Source organism: Paraburkholderia heleia NBRC 101817 (genome assembly GCF_000739775.1).
GTDB classification, from domain to species: Bacteria; Pseudomonadota; Gammaproteobacteria; order Burkholderiales; family Burkholderiaceae; genus Paraburkholderia; species Paraburkholderia heleia.
This window is the reverse complement of the sequence record NZ_BBJH01000030.1, coordinates 1-20,524: the sequence shown is the minus strand read 5'-3', so window position 1 is coordinate 20,524 and position 20,524 is coordinate 1. Positions and strand designations below refer to the sequence as shown.

Sequence of the window (20,524 nt, the reverse complement as noted above, 5' to 3'; positions counted from 1 at the left end):
CCATCACGCCCTGCGCACTACAATGCACAAAATGCTATTGGAACCGAGAGGAATGACAGCACCATGACATCGAACGACGAGGCGCCGTCCAGCCTGCTTGAGCGTGGCGCCGGTGTGGCGGTGTGGCGGCAGATCGAGCAGATCCTCGCGGCCGAGATTGCCGCGAAGGGCTTCGGCGAAGACGGCCGGCTGCCTAGCGAGGGCGAACTTGCGCGCCGCTTCGACGTGAACCGCCACACGGTGCGGCGCGCGATGCTGGGCCTCGCGGCGTTGGGGCTCGTGAGCGTGGAGCAGGGGCGCGGCACCTTCGTGCAGCCCGGCGCGATCGACTACACCATCGGCAAGCGCACGCGCTTTACCGAGAACCTGAAGCGCCATCAGCATTCGGCGGCGGGCAGGCTGCTCTCGTCGTCGCGCGGCAAGGCGGACCCCACGGTTGCCAAGGCGCTCGGCCTGCGCGCGGGTGCGCTCGTCTACCGGCTCGAAACGTTGCACGAGTCGGACGGCGTGCCGCTCACTTACGCGCGCAGCTGGTATCCCGCCGCGCGCTTTGCCGATCTGCCCGTGGTCATGGAGCGCGTCGACAGCACCTCGAAGGCCCTCGCCGAATACGGCGTGACCGACTATTTGCGCAAGTGGAGCCGGATCGGCAGCGTGCTGCCCGAGGCCGAGGTGGCGCGGCGCCTGAACATCAACCGGCAGCAGCCGGTGCTGTGGGTGGAAAACGTCGACGTCGATCTCGAAGGCGTGCCGATCAAGTACGGCATCACGCACTTCGCCGCCGACCGCGTGCAGCTGATGGTGGAGCACGACATATGAGCGTGCTGCACGAAGCCTTCGGCTCCGCCACGCGCTTCGCGCTCTACTATGCGCCGCCGCGCGAGTCGGCATGGTGGCAGGCGGGCTGTGCGTGGCTCGGCCGCGATCCAGAAACGGGCGATACCCTCGCGCCGCCGCCATGGGTCGCGGGCCTGCCGCGGCCGCTGGAAGCGCTCACGGTCGCGCCGCGCCGCTATGGCTGGCACGGCACGCTCGTGCCGCCGTTCCGTCTCGCGCCGGGCGTGACGCCCGCGGCGCTCCTCGCCGCCGCGCAGCAGTGGGCGCGGGGGCAGGCGTGCTTCCAGGCCAGTGTCGAGGCGGCGCTGCTCGGCCGCTTCGTGGCGCTGCGCCCCGCCGACGATGCCGGCGAGACCGCGCTGCGCGAGCTGGCTGCCAACGCACTGCGCGCGCTCGGCTCGCTGCGCGCCCCGCAAACGCCCGCCGAACTCGCGAAGCGCCTGGACGCGCCGCTCACGCAGCGTCAGCGCGCCTACGTCGAAGCGTGGGGCTACCCGTACGTGTTCGAAGAATTCCGCTTTCACATGACGCTCTCCGATTCGCTTACCGACGCGCAAACGTGCGCGCAACTCGTCGCTGCCTGGAACACGCGGATGCAGGGTGCCAACCCGCTGCCGGTGGAGGGTGCGGCGCTCTTCGTCGAGCCCGGGCCGGGCGCGCCGTTCGCGCTGTGGCGGCGCTTGCCGTTCGCGGGGGCCCGCGCATGAAGGGCGGCCTGATCTATGTGATGGGGCCTTCGGGAGCGGGCAAGGACACGCTGCTGCGTTATGCGCGCGAGCGCCTGTCCGGCGAAGACGTCGTCTTCGCGCATCGCTACATCACGCGCGAAGACAGCGGCGGCGAGAACCACATCGCGCTCACCGAGGCCGAATTCGAGGCGCGTTCGCAGCGCGGCCTCTTCGCGCTGCAATGGCGCAGCCACGCGCTGCACTACGGCGTGGGCGTGGAGATCGACCAATGGATGGCGCTTGGCTGCACCGTCGTGGTGAACGGTTCGCGCGCGTACGCAGGCGAGGCATTCGAGCGCTATCCGCGCATGACGCTCGTGCACATCGAAGCCGCGCAGCACGTACTCGCTGCGCGCCTCGCTTCGCGGGCGCGCGAGACGCCCGAGCAGGTCGCGTTGCGTCTCGCGCGGCGCGCGCCGTTCGAGGTGCCGTCGGGCGCCGCGTTCGCGCGCATCGACAACTCGGGGCATCTGGAGGAAGCGGGCGGGGCGTTCGTCAAGCTCGTGCGGCAGGTGGCGGCCGGATAGCCGCGGCGCCGTCCTTGAGCGCCGCTTGACAGCCGCTTAAGGACTCGAACGGGCGGGGGGATTTTTGGTTGGGCGCGGTTGCCGTGAGAAGATGACAGGCGACCCGAGAACTCAACGAGAATGCCCTTGGACCGTTTCCAGGAGATGCAGATTTTCACGCGCATCGTCGACCGCCGCAGCTTCACGCAGGCGGCCGAGGATCTGAACCTGCCGCGCGCGACGGTCACCAATTCGATCAAGCGTCTCGAAGCGCGCCTCGGCGTGCGTCTGCTCGAACGCACCACGCGCCAGGTCAGGCCGACGCTCGACGGCGACGCCTACTACCAGCGCTGCATGCGCCTGCTCGCCGACCTCGAGGAAACCGAGGAGGCGTTTCGCGACACCGATCCGCAGGGGCGCTTGCGCGTGAACATGCAGGGCACGCTCACGCAGTACTTCGTGATGCCGCGGCTGCCCGACTTTCTCGCGCGCTATCCGCGCGTCGAGCTCTTCATCGGCTCGGGCGACCACTTCGTCGATCTCGTGCGCGAAGGCGTGGACTGCGTGCTGCGCGCGGGGGAGCTGGCCGACTCCTCGATGATTGCACGGCGCGTGGCGCTGCTGGAGCAGGTGACCTGCGCGAGCCCCGCGTATCTGGAACGGCACGGCGACCCGGAGTCGATCGAGGCGCTCGCCGGCACGCACACGGAAAATCCGGGCAGAGCCGGCCATCGTGCCGTGAACTATGTGTCGCCGGCCACGGGTCGCGCGCTCCCGCTCGAATTCACGACCGGCGACGGCATCGCCCGCGTGACGCTGCCGGGCCCGGTGGCCGTGAACGGCGCGGAACTCTACGCGGCGGGTGCGCTGGCAGGGCTCGGCATCGTGCAGGTGCCGCGCTACCGCGTGCGCGAACGGCTCGCCAACGGCGAGCTGTGCGTCGTGCTGCCCGCGCATCCGCCGCCGCCCTTGCCGGTCTCGGTGCTGTATCCGCAGAACCGCCAGTTGTCGCTGCGCGTGCGCGCTTTCGCCGACTGGCTGGTGCAGGTGTTTGCCGAGGCTGCCTGAAATGGCGCTAGCGTGCGCGCCGGGGCGGCTTGCCTGGTCGCGCCGGATTGCGCTCTCGTCTTTACGTGCGCCGCGCGACCATGCTGGACACACGCGCCGCGGCGTGCTGAAGCGGATCGAGGAAGGTCTTCACCATCTGCTTCGCCGAGGTGCGCTGCGCGTTGCCGCTAATGTTCATCGCGGCGATCACGCGGCCCTGCCGGTTGCGGATAGGCGCGGAGATCGAGATGAGGCCGCCTTCCAGTTCCTGATCGACGATGGCCCAGCCTTGCTGGCGCACCTGAGCGATGATCTTCTTGAGTTCGCCGACGTCGGTGACCGTGCGCGCCGTGTGCGCATAGAGCGGCGAGGAGCCGAGCGTTTCGTCGAGTGCGGCGTCGTCGAGCGAGGCGAGCAGCACGCGCCCCATGGAGGTGCAGTATGCGGGTAAGCGGCTGCCGATCGAGAGGTTGATCGTCATGATCTTGTGCGTGGGCACGCGCAGCACGTAGACAATCTCGGTGCGGTCGAGCACGGCCGCCGAGCAGCTCTCGTGCACTTCTTGCGACAACTCCTCCATCACCGGCTCGGCGAGATTCCAGAACGGCATCGACGTGAGGTAAGCGAAGCCCAGGTCGAGAATGCGCGGGGTAAGGCGAAAGAGCCGGCCTTCGGCTTCGACGTAGCCGAGTGTCTGCAGCGTGAGCAGAATGCGGCGCGCCCCGGCGCGCGTGAGGCCCGTGGCGGCGGCGACGTCGGTGAGGGTCTGCTCGGGATGCTCGGCGTTGAACGCGCGGATTACCGAAAGCCCGCGCGCGAACGACTGCACATAGGAGTCGCCTGGCTTTTCGGGAATTTCCTGCTGGTCGGCGGAGCGGTCTGGCGAGGCACTGGAAGCAGAATTCATGGGCTGGCGTTCGATCTTGCTGCGGCGCTTGAAGAACCTATCAAGATAACCCAAGCGATCGGTTTCGCCAACATGCGACGAAAACGGCGAGGGCGAGGCGGGCGCGAACTTTCGGGGCTGGGCGCCCGGGTCAACATCGAGGGTGTGGCGTGGCATGGCATGCGTCAAATGCGCGCGCCGGATCATTTGTCATCCGGCTGTTTGATTTTAGTCAATTAATTTTTTGGCGAAAAATGATTGATGCGTGAATTTCTCTATAAAAACCGAATATCGGCTCAGCCCAAAATGAAGCGAGTTAACAGTGGTAACGAAATTCGAATGACGTCGCGCATTTTTTCGCCCCTTCTTCGATTGCGCCGCGCGTGCCCTTAGTCCCCTTCTTCGCTTGCGCGCGCACGCTGGTCCTCGCGCCGAAACCGGCGTGCAGCGGGCGTTTTCAGGATGAAAGCTATTGGAAAGATATTTGCGGCTTTCCGTCGCGCTTGCCTGATCGAGCTTTGTCACGCTGGCTAATCCTTAGCAGAGATCAAATTTTGAGATTGGTGCTTTCCGTAGAATCGCGCTGAATACGATACGGGTGCATTTTGCGTGGCGAATTTGCGATGCAAATGTGTTGGGTGTTACGCGTTTTGGTGGACAACGGAAGAACAGGCAAACATGAAAGACAGAAAAGCCTTTAAAAGGTGGTTAATCCCCCTCGGCAGCGGGCTGCTCGTTTCTCTTGCGGGGTGCAGCGGCAATTTTGCCGTGCTGGACCCGAAGGGCAGCGTAGGCGCGGCCGAGAAGTCGCTCATCCTCACGGCCACATGGGCCATGCTGCTGGTCGTGGTGCCCGTCATCATCCTGACGCTCCTGTTCGCATGGCGCTACCGAGCCTCGAACCGCAACGCGACCTATGCGCCGAAGTGGGCCCACTCCACGGCGATCGAAGTGGTGGTCTGGGCCATTCCGGCCGCGATCATCCTGTTCCTCGCCATCCTCACGTGGCGCACCTCGCACGAGCTCGACCCGTACAAGCCGCTGGAGTCGAGCGTGAAGCCGATCAACGTCGAGGTCGTCGCGCTCGACTGGAAGTGGCTTTTCATCTATCCCGACCTCGGCATCGCCTCGGTGAACCAGCTCGCCGTGCCGGTGGGCACGCCGGTCAACTTCCGCATTACGTCGGACGCGGTGATGAACTCGTTCTTCATCCCGCAGCTGGGCACCCAGGTCTACGCCATGGCGGGCATGCAAACGCGTCTCCACCTGATCGCCGACGAAGCGGGCGATTTCGACGGCCTCTCGTCCAACTACAGCGGCAAGGGCTTCTCGGACATGAAGTTCCGCACGCTCGCAACGAGCCAGCAGGACTTCGACGCGTGGGTGCAGAAGGTGAAGACGTCGTCCACCCAGCTTTCGATGGACGAGTACGCAACGGTCGCGAAGCCGCAGGAGAAGGCGCCGGTGCAGTACTTCTCGACCGTCGACCCGAAGCTCTTCAATAACATCATCGCGAAGTACAACAACGGGCACGTCACGAATTTCGACCCGTCCTGCGTGACCAAGGGGTAAGCAGCATGTTCGGAAAACTCACATTAGAGGCGATCCCGTTCGATCAGCCCATCATCATGGGCGCGGCGGCGTTCATGGCGCTGATCGTCGTCGGCGTGCTCGGTCTTGTTACCGTGACCGGCAAGTGGAAGTACATCTGGACCGAGTGGCTCACGAGCGTGGACCACAAACGCATCGGCGTGATGTACATGATCGTGGCGGTGCTCATGCTCGTGCGCGGCTTCGCCGACGCAGTCATGATGCGTATCCAGCAGGCCATGGCATTCGATTCGCCCGGCTATCTGCCGCCGCATCACTTCGACCAGATCTTCACGGCGCACGGCGTCATCATGATCTTCTTCATGGCGATGGCGCTCATGGTCGGCTTCTTCAACCTCGTCGTGCCCCTGCAGATCGGTGCGCGCGACGTGGCGTTCCCGTTCCTGAACTCGCTTTCGTTCTGGATGACGGCGATCAGCGCGATCCTCATCAACCTCTCGCTCGTGATCGGCGAGTTCGCGAAGGTGGGCTGGCTCGCGTATCCGCCGCTCTCTGAACTGCAGTTCAGTCCAGACGTGGGGGTGGACTACTACATCTGGGCGGTCCAGCTCTCCGGCGTCGGCACCCTGATCACGGCCGTGAACTTCTTCGTCACGATCGTCAAGATGCGCGCGCCCGGCATGACGCTCATGAAGATGCCCGTGTTCACGTGGACGGCGCTGTGCTCGAACGTGCTCATCATGGCCACGTTCCCGATCCTCACGATCGCGGTGGCGCTGCTCGGCCTCGACCGCTATGTCGGCACGCATTTCTTCACGAACGAGCTCGGCGGCAACGCCATGCTGTATCTGAACCTGATCTGGGCGTGGGGTCACCCCGAGGTGTACATCCTCGTGCTGCCTGCGTTCGGCATCTATTCGGAAGTGATGGCCACCTTCTGCAAGAAGCCGCTGTTCGGCTACAAGACGATGGTCTACGCCTCGTGCGCGATCATGGTGCTGGCGTTCCTCGTGTGGGCGCACCACTTCTTCACAATGGGCGCGGGCGCCGACGTCAACGCGTTCTTCGGTATCGCGACGATGATCATCGCCATTCCCACCGGCGTGAAGATCTTCAACTGGCTGTTTACGATGTATCGCGGCCGTGTGCACTTCACCGCGCCCGTGCTCTGGACCGTCGGCTTCATGGTGACGTTCTCGATCGCGGGTATGACCGGCGTGATGCTCGCGATTCCGGGCGCGGACTTCGTGCTCCACAACTCGCTCTTCCTGGTCGCTCACTTCCACAACGCGATTATCGGCGGCGTGGTGTTCGGCTACCTCGCGGGCCTGCAGTACTGGTTCCCGAAGGTGTTCGGTCTCAAGCCCAGCGAAAAGCTCGGCAAGGCGTCGTTCTGGTGCTGGTTCGTCGGCTTCTATGTGGCCTTCGTGCCGCTCTACGTGCTCGGTTTCATGGGCGCAACGCGCCGTACCAACCACTACGACGTGCCCGAATGGCATCCGTACTTCGTCGTCGCCGCAATTGGCGCGGCGATCATCGCGGTCGGCATCGTGTTCCAGGTCCTGCTGTGGGTCATGGCCTTCGTGAACCGCAACAAGGCCGAATGCAAGGACGTGACGGGCGATCCGTGGGACGGCCGCACGCTCGAATGGGCAACGTCCTCGCCGCCGGCCGTCTATAACTTCGCGGTCATTCCGCACGTGGACGACATCGACGCGTTCGCGCACATGAAGGAAGCCGGCCGCGGTCCGGGGCTCGCCGCGAAATATAGCGACATCCACATGCCGTCGAACACGTCGGCGGGCTTCTTCGTCGGCATGTTCAGCCTCGTGCTGGGTTTCGCGGCCGTGTGGCACATCACGTGGCTGGCGGTGCTCGGGTTCGTCGGCGTCGCGCTGACGGTGATCCTCAAGAGCTTCGGCAACAACGACGGTTATTACATTCCGGCCGCGAAGGTCCGCGAGATCGAAGAAAGCCGCTTTGGCACCGGCGCCGCCGTGGCCAAGCGTGACCTGGTCGCCGAGGAGGCAGTCTGATGTTACAGAAAACCAATGTGGCAACCCTTGCCGAACTCGATCACCACGATCACCCGCAGTCGCACTCGGTGTTCGGCTTCTGGGTCTACCTGATGACCGACTGCCTGCTGTTCGCGGCGCTGTTCGCCACGTTCGGCGTGCTGAGCCACCAGTTTGCGGGCGGCCCCACGGGCAAGGACCTGTTCGACATTCAAGGCGTGGCGCTCGAAACGGCCGTGCTGCTGCTTTCAAGCATCACGTACGGCTTCGCGATGCTCGGCGCACATCAGCGCAAGAACGGCGTGGTGCTCGGCTGGCTCGCCGTCACCTTCATTCTGGGGGCGTCGTTTCTCGTGCTCGAACTGCGCGAGTTTTCGCACCTGATCGCGGAAGGCGCCGGACCGCAGCGCAGCGCGTTCCTTTCGTCGTTCTTCACGCTTGTCGCCACGCACGGCCTGCACGTCTTCTTCGGCCTGCTGTGGATGCTCGTGATGATGATCCAGGTGGTTCGCGCACGGGAACTGGGCGAGCAGGAAATCCGCCGCCTCACGTGCCTGAGCCTCTTCTGGCATTTTCTCGACGTGGTGTGGATCTGCGTGTTTACTTTTGTCTATCTGGGGAGCGTGCTCTAAATGGCTCAATCTCATGCGGAGTCGCACGGCAGCCTCGGCAGCTATGTGGCGGGCTTCATTCTTTCGGTGCTGCTTACCGCGGGCGCGTTCGGCGTCGTTCTGCACGGCACGCTCGATGCCACTACGGCCTTGATCGTGATCGCGGTGCTCGCCTTCGTGCAGGTGGTCGTGCACCTCGTGTTCTTCCTGCATCTGAACACGTCGCCGGGGCAGGGCTGGAACGTGCTGTCGCTCGCATACACGGTGCTCGCCGTCGCGTTCCTGATCTTCGGCACCATGTGGGTCATGCACAACGTCGGCGCGCTCATGATGTCGCGTTAAGCGTTCGCCTCACTGGCTGGCGCCTCGCGCCCGCCTGAACCCGCGAAGCCGTACGGGCACTCGTCCCGTGCGGCTTTCTCGTTTCTGGGGCCAGCCCCGCGTGCTTGACACCCGTCCCAGGACACGCCTATTATGGCCGTCAAATTGTTCGATCAACGATCATAGGTTCGGCAGTCGAACAAAACGCACGGGGACGTGCGCGTTCGATCTCCCGTTTTCGCCCGCGCAGTCCGTCAATCTCAATCATCTTTGCATGGGATCGCATCAGGTGTCTGCGATCGAAAGGAGACTCACATGGCGCAAGCATTCATCTGCGACGCGGTTCGTACGCCTATCGGCCGCTACGCGGGCGCCCTTGCCCAGGTTCGTGCCGACGACCTCGGCGCCGTTCCGCTCAAGGCGCTCATGGAGCGCAACAAGGACGTGGACTGGACGGCGATCGACGACGTCATCTACGGCTGCGCAAACCAGGCGGGCGAGGACAACCGCAACGTCGCGCGCATGTCGTCGCTGCTGGCGGGCCTGCCGCAGGCTGTGCCGGGCTCGACGGTGAACCGCCTGTGCGGCTCCGGCATGGACGCCGTGGGCATTGCCGCGCGCGCACTCAAGTCGGGCGAAACCGGGCTGATGATTGCGGGCGGCGTGGAAAGCATGAGCCGCGCGCCGTTTGTCATGGGCAAGTCGGCGAGCGCCTTCGCTCGCGACGCCGCGATCTACGACACGACGATTGGCTGGCGCTTCGTCAATCCGCTGATGAAGCAGCAGTACGGTGTGGACTCGATGCCGGAAACGGGCGAAAACGTCGCCGTCGACTACAACGTGAGCCGCGCCGATCAGGATGCGTTCGCGGTTCGCAGCCAGCAGAAGGCGGCTCGCGCGCAGGCGGATGGCACGCTTGCGCAAGAGATCGTCGCGGTGACGATTGCGCAGAAGAAGGGCGATCCGATTGTGTTCTCGCGCGACGAGCATCCGCGTGAGACGAGCCTCGAGGCGCTGGCCAAGCTCAAGGGCGTCGTGCGCCCGGACGGCTCGGTAACGGCAGGCAATGCTTCGGGCGTGAATGACGGCGCGTGCGCGCTGCTCCTCGCCAATGAGGAAAACGCGAAGCGTTTCGGGCTTGTGCCGCGTGCGCGCGTCCTCGGTATCGCGACGGCTGGCGTCGCGCCGCGCGTGATGGGTATTGGTCCCGCGCCCGCTACGCAGAAGCTCCTCGCGCGTCTGAACATGACCATTGACCAGTTCGATGTTATCGAGTTAAACGAAGCGTTTGCTTCGCAAGGGCTCGCCGTGCTGCGCATGCTCGGCGTTGCCGACGATGATCCTCGCGTCAACCCTAACGGCGGGGCGATTGCGCTTGGCCATCCGCTCGGGATGAGCGGCGCGCGGCTCGTGACGACCGCCACGTATCAGCTCCATCGCACGCAAGGCCGCTTCGCGCTTTGCACGATGTGTATCGGCGTGGGCCAGGGGATTGCGATCGCTATCGAGCGCGTCTGATTTTTGGTCGCTCTGAATTGTAAAAGCCGCGGATCGACTTGATCCGCGGCTTCTTTATACGATCCGAACGGGCGCCAGGAAAGGCGCCCGTTGTTCGTCTGGCGGTTACATGCCCGCCATGCACATGTACTTGATCACCACGTAGTCGTCCACGCCATAGTGCGAGCCTTCGCGGCCAAGGCCGGACTGCTTCACGCCGCCGAACGGCGCGACTTCGTTCGAGATCAGGCCGGTGTTGATGCCCACCATGCCGTATTCGAGCGCTTCGGCCACGCGCCACACGCGGCCGATGTCGCGGCTGTAGAAATAGGCGGCGAGTCCGAATTCGGTATCGTTCGCCATCCTGATCACTTCTTCATCGGACGAGAAGCGGAACAGCGGCGCGAGCGGCCCGAAGGTTTCGTCGCGCGCGACCTTCATCGCGGGCGTAACGCCGGTGAGGATGGTCGGCTCGAAAAAGCCGTGGCCGAGCGCGTGGCGCTTGCCGCCCGTGATCACCTGAGCGCCTTTCGCGAGCGCGTCTTCGATATGCGATTCCACCTTCAGCACGGCCGCTTCGTTGATGAGCGGGCCTTGCGTCACGCCAGACTCCGTGCCGAGGCCGACCTTGAGCTTTTCCACCGCGTCGCGCAGTTTGGCCGCGAACGCGTCGTACACGGCGTCGTGCACGTAGAAGCGGTTCGTGCACACACAGGTCTGGCCGCTGTTGCGATACTTCGAGGCGATGGCGCCGGCTACGGCTGCATCGAGATCGGCGTCTTCGAACACGATGAACGGTGCGTTGCCGCCCAGTTCCAGCGAGACCTTCTTGACCGTCGAGGCGCACTGGCTCATGAGCAGGCGGCCCACTGGCGTCGAGCCCGTGAACGAGAGCTTGCGCACGGTCGGGTTGCTCGTGAGTTCGCCGCCAATCGCTTTCGGGTCGCCCGTCACGACGCTGAACACGCCGCGCGGCACGCCCGCGCGCTCGGCCAGCACGGCTAGCGCGAGCGCCGAGAACGGCGTGGCTTCGGCGGGCTTGAGCACGATCGGGCAGCCTGCCGCGAGCGCGGGGCCGACCTTGCGGGTGATCATCGCGGCGGGGAAATTCCACGGCGTGATCGCGGCGCACACGCCCACGGGCTCCTTCGTCACGACGATGCGCTTGTCGTTGGCGGGCGTGGGGATCGTGTCGCCGTAAATACGCTTGCCTTCCTCCGCGAACCACTCGAGGAACGACGCGGCGTAGCCGATCTCGCCCTTCGCCTCGGCTAGCGGCTTGCCTTGCTCCGTCGTGAGGATGAGCGCCAGGTCGTCGGCGTTTTCCATCATCAGGTCGTGCCACTTGCGCAGGATGACGCTGCGCTCCTTCGCGGTCTTCGCGCGCCACGCCGGCCATGCGGCGTTCGCCGCGGCGATCGCGCGGCGTGTTTCGGCGGCGCCCATGCGCGGCACCGTGCCGATGACCGCGCCGGTGGCGGGGTTCTTCACTTCGAACGTAGCGCCGTCTTCGGCGCCTTGCCATTCGCCGTTGATGAAGGCGCTGGTTTGCAGCAGCGATGCATCTTTCAGGTTCATGCGTGAACTCCGGATTGACTACGATTCATTTAGAACGACGAACGGCACAGCGGCAAGCGCCGGTGTGCCGTTTCGCGGCTGGCCCGCCACTCGCGGACCCGCATGGGGTGGGGGCTTACGCAGGCACGCCCACGGCTTCCTTGATCGACTCTTCGAGGATCGCGAGCGCTTCGTCGAATACGGCGTCCTGGATCGTCAGCGGGAACAGGAAGCGCACGACGTTCGAGTACACGCCGCAAACGAGCAGCAGCAAGCCGCGGTTCAGCGCGGCGGTTTGCACGCGCTTCGTGAAGTCGGCGTCGGCTTCGCTCGTGCCCGGCTTGCAGAACTCGACTGCGTTCATCGCGCCGGGGCCGCGCACGTCGGCGATTTGCGGCACGTCGGCCTTCATCGCATCGAGCCTGGCCTTGAGCTTGTCGCCGAGCTTCGTGGCGCGCTCGCAGAGCTTCTCTTCTTCGATGATCTCGATCACCGCGTGCGCCGAGGCCACGGCCAGCGGATTGCCCGCGTACGTGCCGCCGAGACCGCCGGGCGCCGCCGCGTCCATGACATCCGCGCGGCCCACCACGCCCGAAAGGGGCATGCCGCCTGCCAGGCTCTTGGCGATCGTCATGAGGTCCGGCGTGACGTCGTAGTGTTCCATCGCGAACAGCTTGCCGGTGCGTGCGAAGCCCGTTTGCACTTCGTCGGCGATCAGCAGGATGCCGTGCGTGTCGCAAATCTTGCGCAGGCCGCGCACGAAATCAGCCGGCGCCTGGTAGAAGCCGCCTTCGCCCTGCACCGGTTCGAAGATGATCGCGGCCACGCGCTTCGGATCGATGTCGGCCTTGAACAGCATCTCGATGTGCTTGAGCGAGTCGGCCGTGCTGATGCCGTGGACCGGGTTCGGGTACGGGGCGTGGTACACGTCGGCCGGGAACGGGCCGAACGCAAGCTTGTACGGAGCGACCTTGCCCGTGAGCGCCATGCCCATCAGCGTGCGGCCGTGGAAGCCACCCGCGAAGGCGATCACGCCGGGACGGCCCGTATGGGCGCGTGCAATCTTGACGGCGTTTTCGACGGCTTCGGCGCCCGTCGTGAAGAAGGCAGCCTTCTTGGCGAAGCTGCCCGGCGCGCGCTGGGCGACCTTTTCGGCCAGCGAGACGTATGACTCGTAAGGCACGATCTGGTAGGCCGTGTGCGTGAACCGGTCGAGCTGCGCCTTGATGGCGGCGACGATCTTCGGATGGCGGTGGCCCGTGTTGCACACGGCGATACCGGCGGCGAAGTCGATGAAGCGGCGGCCTTCCACGTCCCACAGCTCGGCGTTTTCGGCACGCTCGGCGTAGAAGTCGCACATCACGCCCACGCCGCGCGGGGTAATGGCGTTCTTGCGGCTTTGCAGGTCGGCGTTCTTGCTCACGTTCATCTCCTGTGGAATCGGTGTCAGTTCTGAGGTTGGCTGGCGGACCGGCAAGCAGTCCATGTCGCGACTATACTCACGTTTGGCTCTAAATTTCAGAGCCATTCAGTGCAATCTTTAGGAGCCAATTTCGATGCGTGCGAGTGTTCTGTCCGATTGGCTGGCGCAACGGCTCGACCGCGGAAGCGCCCAGCCGGTATACCGGCAACTGCACAAGCTGCTGCAGCAGGCGATCCTGTCGCGCGAGCTGCCGGCCGGGGCGCGGGTGCCGTCGTCGCGGCTGCTGGCGGCCGAACTGGGGATTGCGCGCAATACCGTGACGCAGGTCTACGAACAATTGGTGCTCGAAGGCTATGTCACCTCGGCGACGGGGCGCGGGACGTTCGTGGCGGACACGTCGCCCGACGAGATCGTGGGATCGACCGAAATTGGCTCCATGCCGGCGCGAAAAAGTGCGGATTTGCCAGGAGCCGTCCTGTCTGCCGGGATAATCGCAACTAACAGCCAGATTGTGCATGGCGCGCAAACGCTCGCCACGGCGGCAACTGGCGCCACCGGGGCGAGCGGTCTGGAAACCGCCGCTCACTCACAGCACCCCGCGACGCGCACGCTCTCGGCACGCGGCACGCGCCTGATCACCGGCGCCGGCGTATCGAAGCGTCAAGGCGGCGCGTTCATGCCCGGCGTGCCGGACGTCTCCCGCTTCCCCGCGCGCGTGTGGACGCGTCTGCACAACAAGTACTGGCGCAGCCTGCGCCCGGACCTGCTGACCTACGCGCCCGGCGGCGGTCTCGCGCTGCTGCGCCACGTGCTGGCCGACTATCTGCGTACCTCGCGCTCGGTGCGCTGCTCGCCGGAGCAGATCATCATCACGACGGGCATTCACCAGTCCATCGATCTGGCCGTGCGTCTGCTCTCCGACCCCGGCGACACCATCTGGACCGAAGACCCGTGCTACTGGGGCGTGCGCAGCGTGCTGCACGTCTCGGGCCTCAACACGCGGCCGATCGCCGTGGACAGCGAAGGCCTCAACCCGTCGGCCGGCGACTTCGCCGCACCGCCGCCGCGGCTCATGCTCGTCACGCCTTCGCACCAGTACCCGCTTGGCATGGTGATGAGCCTCGCGCGCCGGCGCATGTTGCTCGAGTACGCGCGCCAGCACCAATGCTGGATCATTGAGGACGACTACGACAGCGAGTTCCGTTACGGCAGCCGTCCGCTCGCATCACTGCAGGGGCTCGATACGGCGGGGCAGGTGATCTATGTGGGGAGCTTCGGCAAGACGCTGTTTCCGGGCTTGCGCGTGGGTTATCTCGTCGCGCCGGAAGCGCTTGCGGAAAGCTTCGCGACCGCGAGCGCGGAGCTGTATCGCGAGGGGCAATTGCTGCAGCAGGCCGTGCTCGCGGAATTCATCGCCGAAGGGCATTTCACCTCGCATATCCGCAAGATGCGCGCGCTCTACGGTCAACGCCGTCAGGTGCTGCTGGACGCCGTCTCGCGCCGCTACGGCGACGCGTTGCCCGCCATGGGCGGCGACGCGGGTCTGCACGTGGTGATGCAACTGCCCGAGGGCAGCGACGACCGCGCCGTGGCCGAAGCCGCGCTCGCGCGCAATATCGTGGTGCGGCCGCTTTCGGGGTATTACTCGTCGCGCGAGCGCGCGAACCCGGGCTTGCTGATCGGCTATGCCTGCGTGCCCGACGAGGAGATCGGGCCGGCGTTCGACACGCTGGCGGAGGCGATCGATACGACGTTGCCTGCAATGGTCCACGAACTTCCTGTTACTTTGCCCACTGACCCCTGACGGGTGACTGGCGGACCTTTCCTTATCAACAGGACAATGGCCCGAACCACACGCCGAAAACCCCATTTGAAGAACCAGCTCCTTCGGTTACCCGGCACGATAGTCCGTATCATTTCTGGCCGCCATCATGCCGCGCTGCTAGCCGCTGGGCGGGTTGCCATGGAAGCCGCACACATCCTGTTTTTTATTTATCTCATAAATATAGGATTCCTATTGAGGTGGAGGCAAGTCACTTTTCGAGTCGCAGCGAATAGTGTCGGTAGGAAAAAATCACACCCCTGTGATGTTCATCAACGTCAATATTGTCATTTCAGATTCGTTCTATTGTCTTTCGACCTTCAGCTTCGATAGATTGTGGGGCTGAGTCGGTCTGTCAATAGACAATCAGGAGTGAAGACTTGAATTCACGCGATCCGGTGGTGCGTCCGGGTGTCGACGTTCACCAGTATTACACCCTCGACATGCCGCAGGTCAAAAGCGCGGCACTCGCGGACATCTTCTCGTTCACCGGCACGCGTGGCATGTGTGAGCCGACGAAATATATGATCCAGTTTACGCATCCCCGGCACGATCTTTCGCGCAGCGAGTACCTGAATCATAAGGCGGCGTTCGTCATGCAGCCGCCAGCCCCCACGCGCTGGAGCCAGCCGGAGGCGCCCCATCGCGTACCGGGCGTGATTACCAGTTTCGCGCACCTATCCGATACTCGCGACCAGGCGGTCTACGAGGTTGTGCTGGAGTCCCGCCTCGCGCTGTTACGGAACACCCCGCGGTACCGCCATTTCATAGACAGGAGAATTCCCGAGATCATCGAGCAGATTCTCAGGGAAAACGACTTCGACCAGATTCTCGCAGACTATCTGTTCAACCTTTACCGCACCTACCGCAAGTGGGAGTTCGTCGTTCAGTGGGGTGAGGATGACCTCACGTTCATTACACGGCTTTGCCGGATGAGCGGCATCTGGTTTGTGTGTGAACAGGGCAAGCGTTGCGAGGTAGTGCGTTTCGGTGACGACTTCACGTACTACACGCGCAACCCGGAGAAACTGACAGTGCCCTTGCTGGAGCCGAGCGGTCTTGTCACCGGTGGAAGGGAGTCGGTCAAGTCTCTTGAGATGCATTCGGAGGTAATACCGGCGAATTATGTGGTGCGCAGCTACAGTCCCGAGGAGGGCGCTGTCGAACCCGTTGACGGGAGAAAGTTTGTTTACGACGACCGCACGACCTATGGCGAAGCCTACACATGGGGGACACCGTACCTGGGCAAGGTGCAGGCGGAAGAGGAGGCGCTGCTGCGGCAGGAGGCAGCGCTTGCGGCGCAGATCACGTATACGGGCACCTGTGACATGCTCGACCTCGCGCCGTCCTGCGTGCTGAAACTGTCGAACCGTGACCTGCCCGATGCGAAGTACGGGCTGCTGGCAGTGCGCGTGACGTGCAGCGCCTCGCGCAAGCAGGGCTACAAGGTGGACTTTACGGCTATCCCGAGCGACCGTCAGTACAGGCACCCGCTGGAGGAGCATACCTGGCCCCGTATCGAAGGTGTGGTGACGGGCACCATCGCTTCGACCAAAGGCTATGTCGGGCCGTATCTCGATGAGCAGGGGCGCTACATCGTCCATATTCACGCAGATCGTGACCAGCGCACGCCGGGGCTGGAGAGCTGCCCGATGCGGCTCGCCAAGCCGTTCGGTGGGCCGGGGCAGACAGGCTTTCACTTTGGACTCGAACCGGGTGCCGTCGTTACCGTGGCCTTTCTGTGGGGTAATCCGAATCTACCGTTTATTTCCCAAGTGCTGCATACGGTCCAGGACACGGACCCGATTCATTCGGGGCATCCATGGGCGCAACGCCACACGATCCGCACACGCCGGAACAACACGTTCCAGATGGAAGACCGCGAGGGCGAGGAGCATATCAAGGCCGCGACGGAACACGGCAAATCCCAGCTCAACCTGGGCCATGTCGTGGATCGTGAAATCAAGGCGCGCGGGCAAGGATTCGAACTGCGCACGGACAACAAGGGAAGCGTGCGTGCCGATGGTCTGCTGGTGACGGCATGGAAGCAGGAGAAGGCACAGGGCTCCATGACCGACATGGACGCGGCGCAGACCCAGTTCAATCTCACGCAGGCGCAGGCCGAGGGGCTGGCTTCGGCTGCGACGATAGCCCGGGCCGAGATCGCCGACCTGAAGGCCGAAAACCAGTGGCTCAAGGACGAACTGGCAGGACTCAAGCAGGCTGTTATCGCCCTGACGGCACCGCACGGCATCGGCGTCGCGACGCCAAGTCGCTTGATGGTATCGACCGGGAAGGATACCAGTTTCGCCACCTCGTCGGGCTTCAATGTCAATGCCCTGAAGAACATCGCCCTTGCCGCAGTGGAGACCGTGTCCGTCTTCGCACAGCGCGCCGGAATCCGCCTGCTGGCGATGCGCGGGAAGGTCCAGATACAGGCCCAGTCGGACGCGATGGAACTCGTCTCGCAGGACAACATGCAGTTTTCGAGCGCGGCAGGAACGCTGACGGCCAATGCGGCGAACGGGGTCATCCTGCAGGGCGGCGGCACGGCGTACGTCAAGGTTCATGGCGACAACGTCGAAATCGGCGGTGCGGGTGAACTGATCCTCAAGATCGCGGGGATCGACAAGAGCGGACCTGGATCGCTGTCACTGCCGCTGCCGAAGTTCGCGCAGTCCAGTGTGACGAATAACGAAAAATTTGTCCTCTGCGACAACCTCACCGGACGTCCCCTTGCGAACCGTCAATATCGCATCCAGCTCGCGAACGGAAAGATTGTGGAAGGTAAGACAACTGCGAACGGTGAGACTTCGATTTCGATGGACGAAGTGGCGCAAGGTCTGAAACTGATGCTCCAGAAGAACAGGAATGCGTAACGATGGGTGAGGTAGCGAAAAACCAGAAGGATAACGCGGATACGGCATCCGCAACCCGACAACCCTATCAACTGAACGTCGCTACCAATACGGTTCCCATGCAGCGCGATCATCTCGGCCAGCCATACTGGGAATCCTATATGACGCCGGATAGCTACCGGGTGTATGCGAAGGCTTTGCTTCCGCCGCATCTGCCTGGCGTCATCATCTTCGTCCACGGTGTCAACTCGGAGGGGGAGTGGTATAACGCGGCGGAAAGTCAAATTTGCACAGGTTTGAATGCTCGGTTGGGTCGAGCGGATCTAATACCGAATGTCTATGTGGACGGCAACGACGGGAACTTGTCACCGCATAGGATAGCTGCTATGAAGAGGTCACCTGTCATCCGGTTCTACTGGGGTTATCGCGCCAAGGATGGCGAGGAAAAGAACTGGAAAGTTCCGCTAAGGAATATCGACGGTGCTGATCGGTGGACGGACGCTGGCTCGAAGAAACAGGGTCCGTGGTACTGGGGCGGCGGCCCATTCCAGAATGGCACCAACAACCTCCAGCAGCTGTGGAGCGAGACTGGCTTCAGTCGGGACCTGTTCGGTTTCGTGAACATGCAGTGGTTCAATACCGAATGGGACCGGGAATTGCACAGTGCGCCAGGGCGTCAATACTATGCGCATGCCGCACAGCGCCTCGCCGACCTGATTGACCGGATCAGAACCACCTATCCGCAGGACACGGTGACTATCATGTCGCACAGCCAGGGAACGATGGTTTCCATGGCTGCGACCCTGATGTGCAAGACGCGTGCGCCGGATTCGCTGGTGGTGATGGATTCGCCGTTTGCCCTGGAGGACAAGCCGACCGACGCACTGACGTCGCACGGCAAGCGTCCGACCACGCAGGCGCGGGTCAACACGTTTCGCGCCATTGCAAAACGCATCCAGCGCGACAAAAAGACGTTCACTGCCGAGCAACTGGAGCAGCTTCACGTAGGTGCGACGCAGAACAATGAGTTCTGGAAGCCCGATGCCGTCTTCAACGGCGTCAGGGAGCGCGACAATCATGGCCGCTTCTACTGCTATTTCAACGCACACGACCGCGTAATGGGAGCCTCGCCGCTGCAAAGCATCGGCTGGCAGGGTGTATCGAATGAGCTGATTTCAGAGCTGGGCGATACGGTCAAGCAGCGCATGCTGGCGCGGGGTACGCCCTGTGGTGACGAACCCGGCATGAAAAGGTTTGGACATTTGCCACCGATTCCAAACCCTGAGCAAGGTGTCAAGCCGACCGAATTCTGGAACGGCAACCGGAGCGCTGCCGGGATGCTTTTGTGGAAGGTGCCGAACGGTAACCAGCAGGTCAACATCAACGCCGAGCAGGTGCCTTCGCCAATTACCGCTGAGGAAATGTCGCAGCCTACGGTGCGTAAGGTGACGCTGATGAAGGACGGCAAGATGGAAACGAAGAACGTCCTTCGCTACTTTGATGAGGCGCGCTCCGATCAGGATTCACTTGGTGCGCGCGACGACGACGGAAACTATCTGGACTCAGGCGTGCCCTACCTCGAATCCATCCACGACCAGGAGAAGTGGGTATCGGTTGACGATCCGTATGCGCCGAGCGGCACGAGAAGGCGGATTGAAACGCATGGCGAGATGCTGAATCGGATCGAGGATTACCAGCCGATGCCGACCAATCACAGTACGTTGCCCCAGTTCGAACCATTCATGACGCGCGTTGCGGCGTGGGACCTGCCAATCGGATTCTGCGATTCGTTCGATGACCCCGATTTCTGGGTGCGGCTGATGCGTGACGCGGATTGGCTGAACTACACCGATCCGTACTTTGCGGGCGGAACCCTGAACGTGCCGCCTGTGCCGGATGGCGTCGAAAAGGAAACAGTTGCCGATGCGATCACGGAGGCGCAGGCCAAGCAACTGCGCACGGAGGCTCTGTATGCGAAAAGTTAATGTCCGCTTGGGGCTGAGCATGGCGGTCGCGCTTGTATTGACTGCCTGCCAGCAGCCATTGGCCCATGACACTGAGCATAGACAACAGGCAATCAAGACGAGCCAGATTCCAGAACTACACTACAACGTGCCGCCGCAGGTCGTCTATCGCATTGACGATCACCGTGTCGTCACGCTGGAAAACTACAACCATTGTCTTGGTTATGCGTGGTACAACGACACGCGGACCGGAGTGCGGACAAGGATTGGTCTGCTCTGGCCTACTGCATTCCGAGGACGGCTTATCATCGACGATCCTACGGGGATGAATGTGGCAATTCCTCGGGTTTCCAGAAACGTGTGTGGCGACAGAGGATGTATCGACTATGTGGCCTATTCGACCGATGGAGGGAGAACTTTCAATTGGACGCGATACGACAGGTACGACACCAGTTTTGATCCTGTTTCGGACTCCGACAAATATGTGATTTCTGTGACTAAGGATTCGATGTACATCACAATGTTTACGTATAAGTATGTGCCGCTTTCGTCCACCGGGCAGCCCCAAGCTCGGACTTATGACTTGAAGAATGACCCATCGATTACCGATCTCTATCCATTGGCACCGGGATACATCTACGGTCGAGATGCGAAATTGCCTGAAGGGATTCGGATTCACGAAAACGTCGCCTTGCCGTCGGGTCTTCGTACCCCCTCTGGTGCTGACCGCTTTACCTGCGACGAATCCATCCATGATCCCGACGCGAGCGAACAATGACGGAAACAGTACGAGAACTGTATGCGAAAAGTTAATTCTCGTTTGCTATCGAGCATAGCATTCGTGCTGGTCCTGGGTGCGTGTCAGCAGCAATTGGCCCATGAAACCGAGCATGGTTTGCAG

General features: G+C 63.0%; 17 protein-coding genes. 13 read left to right on the top strand and 4 right to left on the bottom strand.

The features are described 5' to 3' along the window. The first annotated feature begins 63 nt into the window (after nucleotides 1-63). The 4 genes from phnF (at nucleotide 64) to BHE01S_RS23625 (ending at nucleotide 3,139) form a co-directional block, all read left to right on the top strand. The gene (gene phnF, locus BHE01S_RS23640; protein ID WP_042268352.1) at nucleotides 64-819 is read left to right on the top strand and encodes a phosphonate metabolism transcriptional regulator PhnF; all 756 of its coding nucleotides are present in this window, start codon (nucleotides 64-66) and stop codon (nucleotides 817-819) included. After that, nucleotides 816-1,544 carry a DUF1045 domain-containing protein gene (locus BHE01S_RS23635; protein WP_042268349.1) on the top strand — a complete coding sequence of 243 codons (729 nt, stop codon included), beginning with the start codon at nucleotides 816-818 and terminating at the stop codon, nucleotides 1,542-1,544. Before phnF ends, BHE01S_RS23635 begins: the two co-directional genes overlap by 4 nt. Further along, nucleotides 1,541-2,092: a phosphonate metabolism protein/1,5-bisphosphokinase (PRPP-forming) PhnN gene (gene phnN / locus BHE01S_RS23630; RefSeq protein ID WP_042268557.1), complete on the top strand. Its 552-nt coding sequence runs from the start codon at nucleotides 1,541-1,543 to the stop codon at nucleotides 2,090-2,092. Before BHE01S_RS23635 ends, phnN begins: the two co-directional genes overlap by 4 nt. 126 nt (nucleotides 2,093-2,218) lie before the next feature. Beyond that, nucleotides 2,219-3,139 carry a LysR family transcriptional regulator gene (locus BHE01S_RS23625; RefSeq protein WP_042268556.1) on the top strand — a complete coding sequence of 307 codons (921 nt, stop codon included), beginning with the start codon at nucleotides 2,219-2,221 and terminating at the stop codon, nucleotides 3,137-3,139. A 61-nt stretch (nucleotides 3,140-3,200) separates the two neighbouring features. On the opposite strand, the gene BHE01S_RS23620 is transcribed toward BHE01S_RS23625, so the two are convergent. Together BHE01S_RS23620 and BHE01S_RS38005 are read right to left on the bottom strand one after the other, a co-directional pair. Further along, nucleotides 3,201-4,025, bottom strand: coding sequence for an IclR family transcriptional regulator (locus BHE01S_RS23620; RefSeq protein ID WP_042268555.1), 825 nt, complete (start codon nucleotides 4,023-4,025; stop codon nucleotides 3,201-3,203). Nucleotides 4,026-4,232: 207 nt separating this feature from the next. Further along, a complete protein-coding gene (locus tag BHE01S_RS38005; RefSeq protein WP_157025602.1) occupies nucleotides 4,233-4,529 on the bottom strand; it encodes a hypothetical protein in 297 nt (98 codons plus the stop codon). Nucleotides 4,530-4,682: 153 nt separating this feature from the next. Between BHE01S_RS38005 and cyoA the strand changes: the two genes are divergently transcribed. The 5 genes from cyoA (at nucleotide 4,683) to pcaF (ending at nucleotide 10,020) form a co-directional block, all read left to right on the top strand. Next, on the top strand, nucleotides 4,683-5,576 hold the full coding sequence (gene cyoA, locus BHE01S_RS23615; RefSeq protein ID WP_042268346.1) for a ubiquinol oxidase subunit II: 894 nt from the start codon (nucleotides 4,683-4,685) through the stop codon (nucleotides 5,574-5,576). Between the two features lie 5 nt (nucleotides 5,577-5,581). Continuing rightward, nucleotides 5,582-7,591 carry a cytochrome o ubiquinol oxidase subunit I gene (gene cyoB / locus BHE01S_RS23610; protein WP_042268344.1) on the top strand — a complete coding sequence of 670 codons (2,010 nt, stop codon included), beginning with the start codon at nucleotides 5,582-5,584 and terminating at the stop codon, nucleotides 7,589-7,591. Then, on the top strand, nucleotides 7,591-8,202 hold the full coding sequence (cyoC, locus tag BHE01S_RS23605) for a cytochrome o ubiquinol oxidase subunit III (RefSeq protein ID WP_042268340.1): 612 nt from the start codon (nucleotides 7,591-7,593) through the stop codon (nucleotides 8,200-8,202). Before cyoB ends, cyoC begins: the two co-directional genes overlap by 1 nt. Continuing rightward, nucleotides 8,203-8,523 carry a cytochrome o ubiquinol oxidase subunit IV gene (gene cyoD / locus BHE01S_RS23600; protein ID WP_042268337.1) on the top strand — a complete coding sequence of 107 codons (321 nt, stop codon included), beginning with the start codon at nucleotides 8,203-8,205 and terminating at the stop codon, nucleotides 8,521-8,523. It abuts the gene before it with no gap. Between the two features lie 294 nt (nucleotides 8,524-8,817). Further along, the gene (gene pcaF / locus BHE01S_RS23595) at nucleotides 8,818-10,020 is read left to right on the top strand and encodes a 3-oxoadipyl-CoA thiolase (protein ID WP_042268335.1); all 1,203 of its coding nucleotides are present in this window, start codon (nucleotides 8,818-8,820) and stop codon (nucleotides 10,018-10,020) included. A gap of 105 nt (nucleotides 10,021-10,125) precedes the next feature. Here pcaF and gabD read toward each other — a convergent pair whose 3' ends face one another. Next, complete coding sequence (gabD, locus tag BHE01S_RS23590) at nucleotides 10,126-11,577, bottom strand: NADP-dependent succinate-semialdehyde dehydrogenase (RefSeq protein ID WP_042268333.1); 1,452 nt, start codon at nucleotides 11,575-11,577, stop codon at nucleotides 10,126-10,128. A gap of 115 nt (nucleotides 11,578-11,692) precedes the next feature. Continuing rightward, the gene (gabT, locus tag BHE01S_RS23585; protein WP_042268331.1) at nucleotides 11,693-12,985 is read right to left on the bottom strand and encodes a 4-aminobutyrate--2-oxoglutarate transaminase; all 1,293 of its coding nucleotides are present in this window, start codon (nucleotides 12,983-12,985) and stop codon (nucleotides 11,693-11,695) included. 127 nt (nucleotides 12,986-13,112) lie between these two features. Between gabT and pdxR the strand changes: the two genes are divergently transcribed. From pdxR to BHE01S_RS38000, 4 genes are all read left to right on the top strand, one after another. Further along, nucleotides 13,113-14,783 (top strand): MocR-like pyridoxine biosynthesis transcription factor PdxR, encoded by a 1,671-nt coding sequence (pdxR, locus tag BHE01S_RS23580; RefSeq protein WP_042268330.1) that lies wholly within the window; start codon nucleotides 13,113-13,115, stop codon nucleotides 14,781-14,783. A 398-nt stretch (nucleotides 14,784-15,181) separates the two neighbouring features. After that, on the top strand, nucleotides 15,182-17,680 hold the full coding sequence (locus tag BHE01S_RS23575) for a type VI secretion system Vgr family protein (protein ID WP_052406067.1): 2,499 nt from the start codon (nucleotides 15,182-15,184) through the stop codon (nucleotides 17,678-17,680). Nucleotides 17,681-17,682: 2 nt separating this feature from the next. Then, a complete protein-coding gene (locus BHE01S_RS23570; protein WP_042268328.1) occupies nucleotides 17,683-19,644 on the top strand; it encodes a T6SS effector phospholipase Tle3 domain-containing protein in 1,962 nt (653 codons plus the stop codon). Next, entirely contained in the window at nucleotides 19,631-20,401 is a 771-nt protein-coding gene (locus tag BHE01S_RS38000; protein ID WP_157025600.1) for a T6SS immunity protein Tli3 family protein, read from the top strand. Before BHE01S_RS23570 ends, BHE01S_RS38000 begins: the two co-directional genes overlap by 14 nt. Nucleotides 20,402-20,524 lie beyond the last annotated feature (123 nt).

What these genes read in the sequence shown, in the direction of transcription:
- gabD (WP_042268333.1), bottom strand. Translation starts at nt 11,577, where the DNA reads ATGAACCTGAAAGATGCATCGCTGCTGCAAACCAGCGCCTTCATCAAC.
- phnN (WP_042268557.1), top strand. Translation starts at nt 1,541, where the DNA reads ATGAAGGGCGGCCTGATCTATGTGATGGGGCCTTCGGGAGCGGGCAAG.
- BHE01S_RS23570 (WP_042268328.1), top strand. Translation starts at nt 17,683, where the DNA reads ATGGGTGAGGTAGCGAAAAACCAGAAGGATAACGCGGATACGGCATCC.
- BHE01S_RS38000 (WP_157025600.1), top strand. Translation starts at nt 19,631, where the DNA reads ATGCGAAAAGTTAATGTCCGCTTGGGGCTGAGCATGGCGGTCGCGCTT.
- BHE01S_RS23620 (WP_042268555.1), bottom strand. Translation starts at nt 4,025, where the DNA reads ATGAATTCTGCTTCCAGTGCCTCGCCAGACCGCTCCGCCGACCAGCAG.
- cyoC (WP_042268340.1), top strand. Translation starts at nt 7,591, where the DNA reads ATGTTACAGAAAACCAATGTGGCAACCCTTGCCGAACTCGATCACCAC.
- BHE01S_RS23635 (WP_042268349.1), top strand. Translation starts at nt 816, where the DNA reads ATGAGCGTGCTGCACGAAGCCTTCGGCTCCGCCACGCGCTTCGCGCTC.
- cyoB (WP_042268344.1), top strand. Translation starts at nt 5,582, where the DNA reads ATGTTCGGAAAACTCACATTAGAGGCGATCCCGTTCGATCAGCCCATC.
- cyoD (WP_042268337.1), top strand. Translation starts at nt 8,203, where the DNA reads ATGGCTCAATCTCATGCGGAGTCGCACGGCAGCCTCGGCAGCTATGTG.
- cyoA (WP_042268346.1), top strand. Translation starts at nt 4,683, where the DNA reads ATGAAAGACAGAAAAGCCTTTAAAAGGTGGTTAATCCCCCTCGGCAGC.
- phnF (WP_042268352.1), top strand. Translation starts at nt 64, where the DNA reads ATGACATCGAACGACGAGGCGCCGTCCAGCCTGCTTGAGCGTGGCGCC.
- gabT (WP_042268331.1), bottom strand. Translation starts at nt 12,985, where the DNA reads ATGAACGTGAGCAAGAACGCCGACCTGCAAAGCCGCAAGAACGCCATT.
- pcaF (WP_042268335.1), top strand. Translation starts at nt 8,818, where the DNA reads ATGGCGCAAGCATTCATCTGCGACGCGGTTCGTACGCCTATCGGCCGC.
- pdxR (WP_042268330.1), top strand. Translation starts at nt 13,113, where the DNA reads ATGCGTGCGAGTGTTCTGTCCGATTGGCTGGCGCAACGGCTCGACCGC.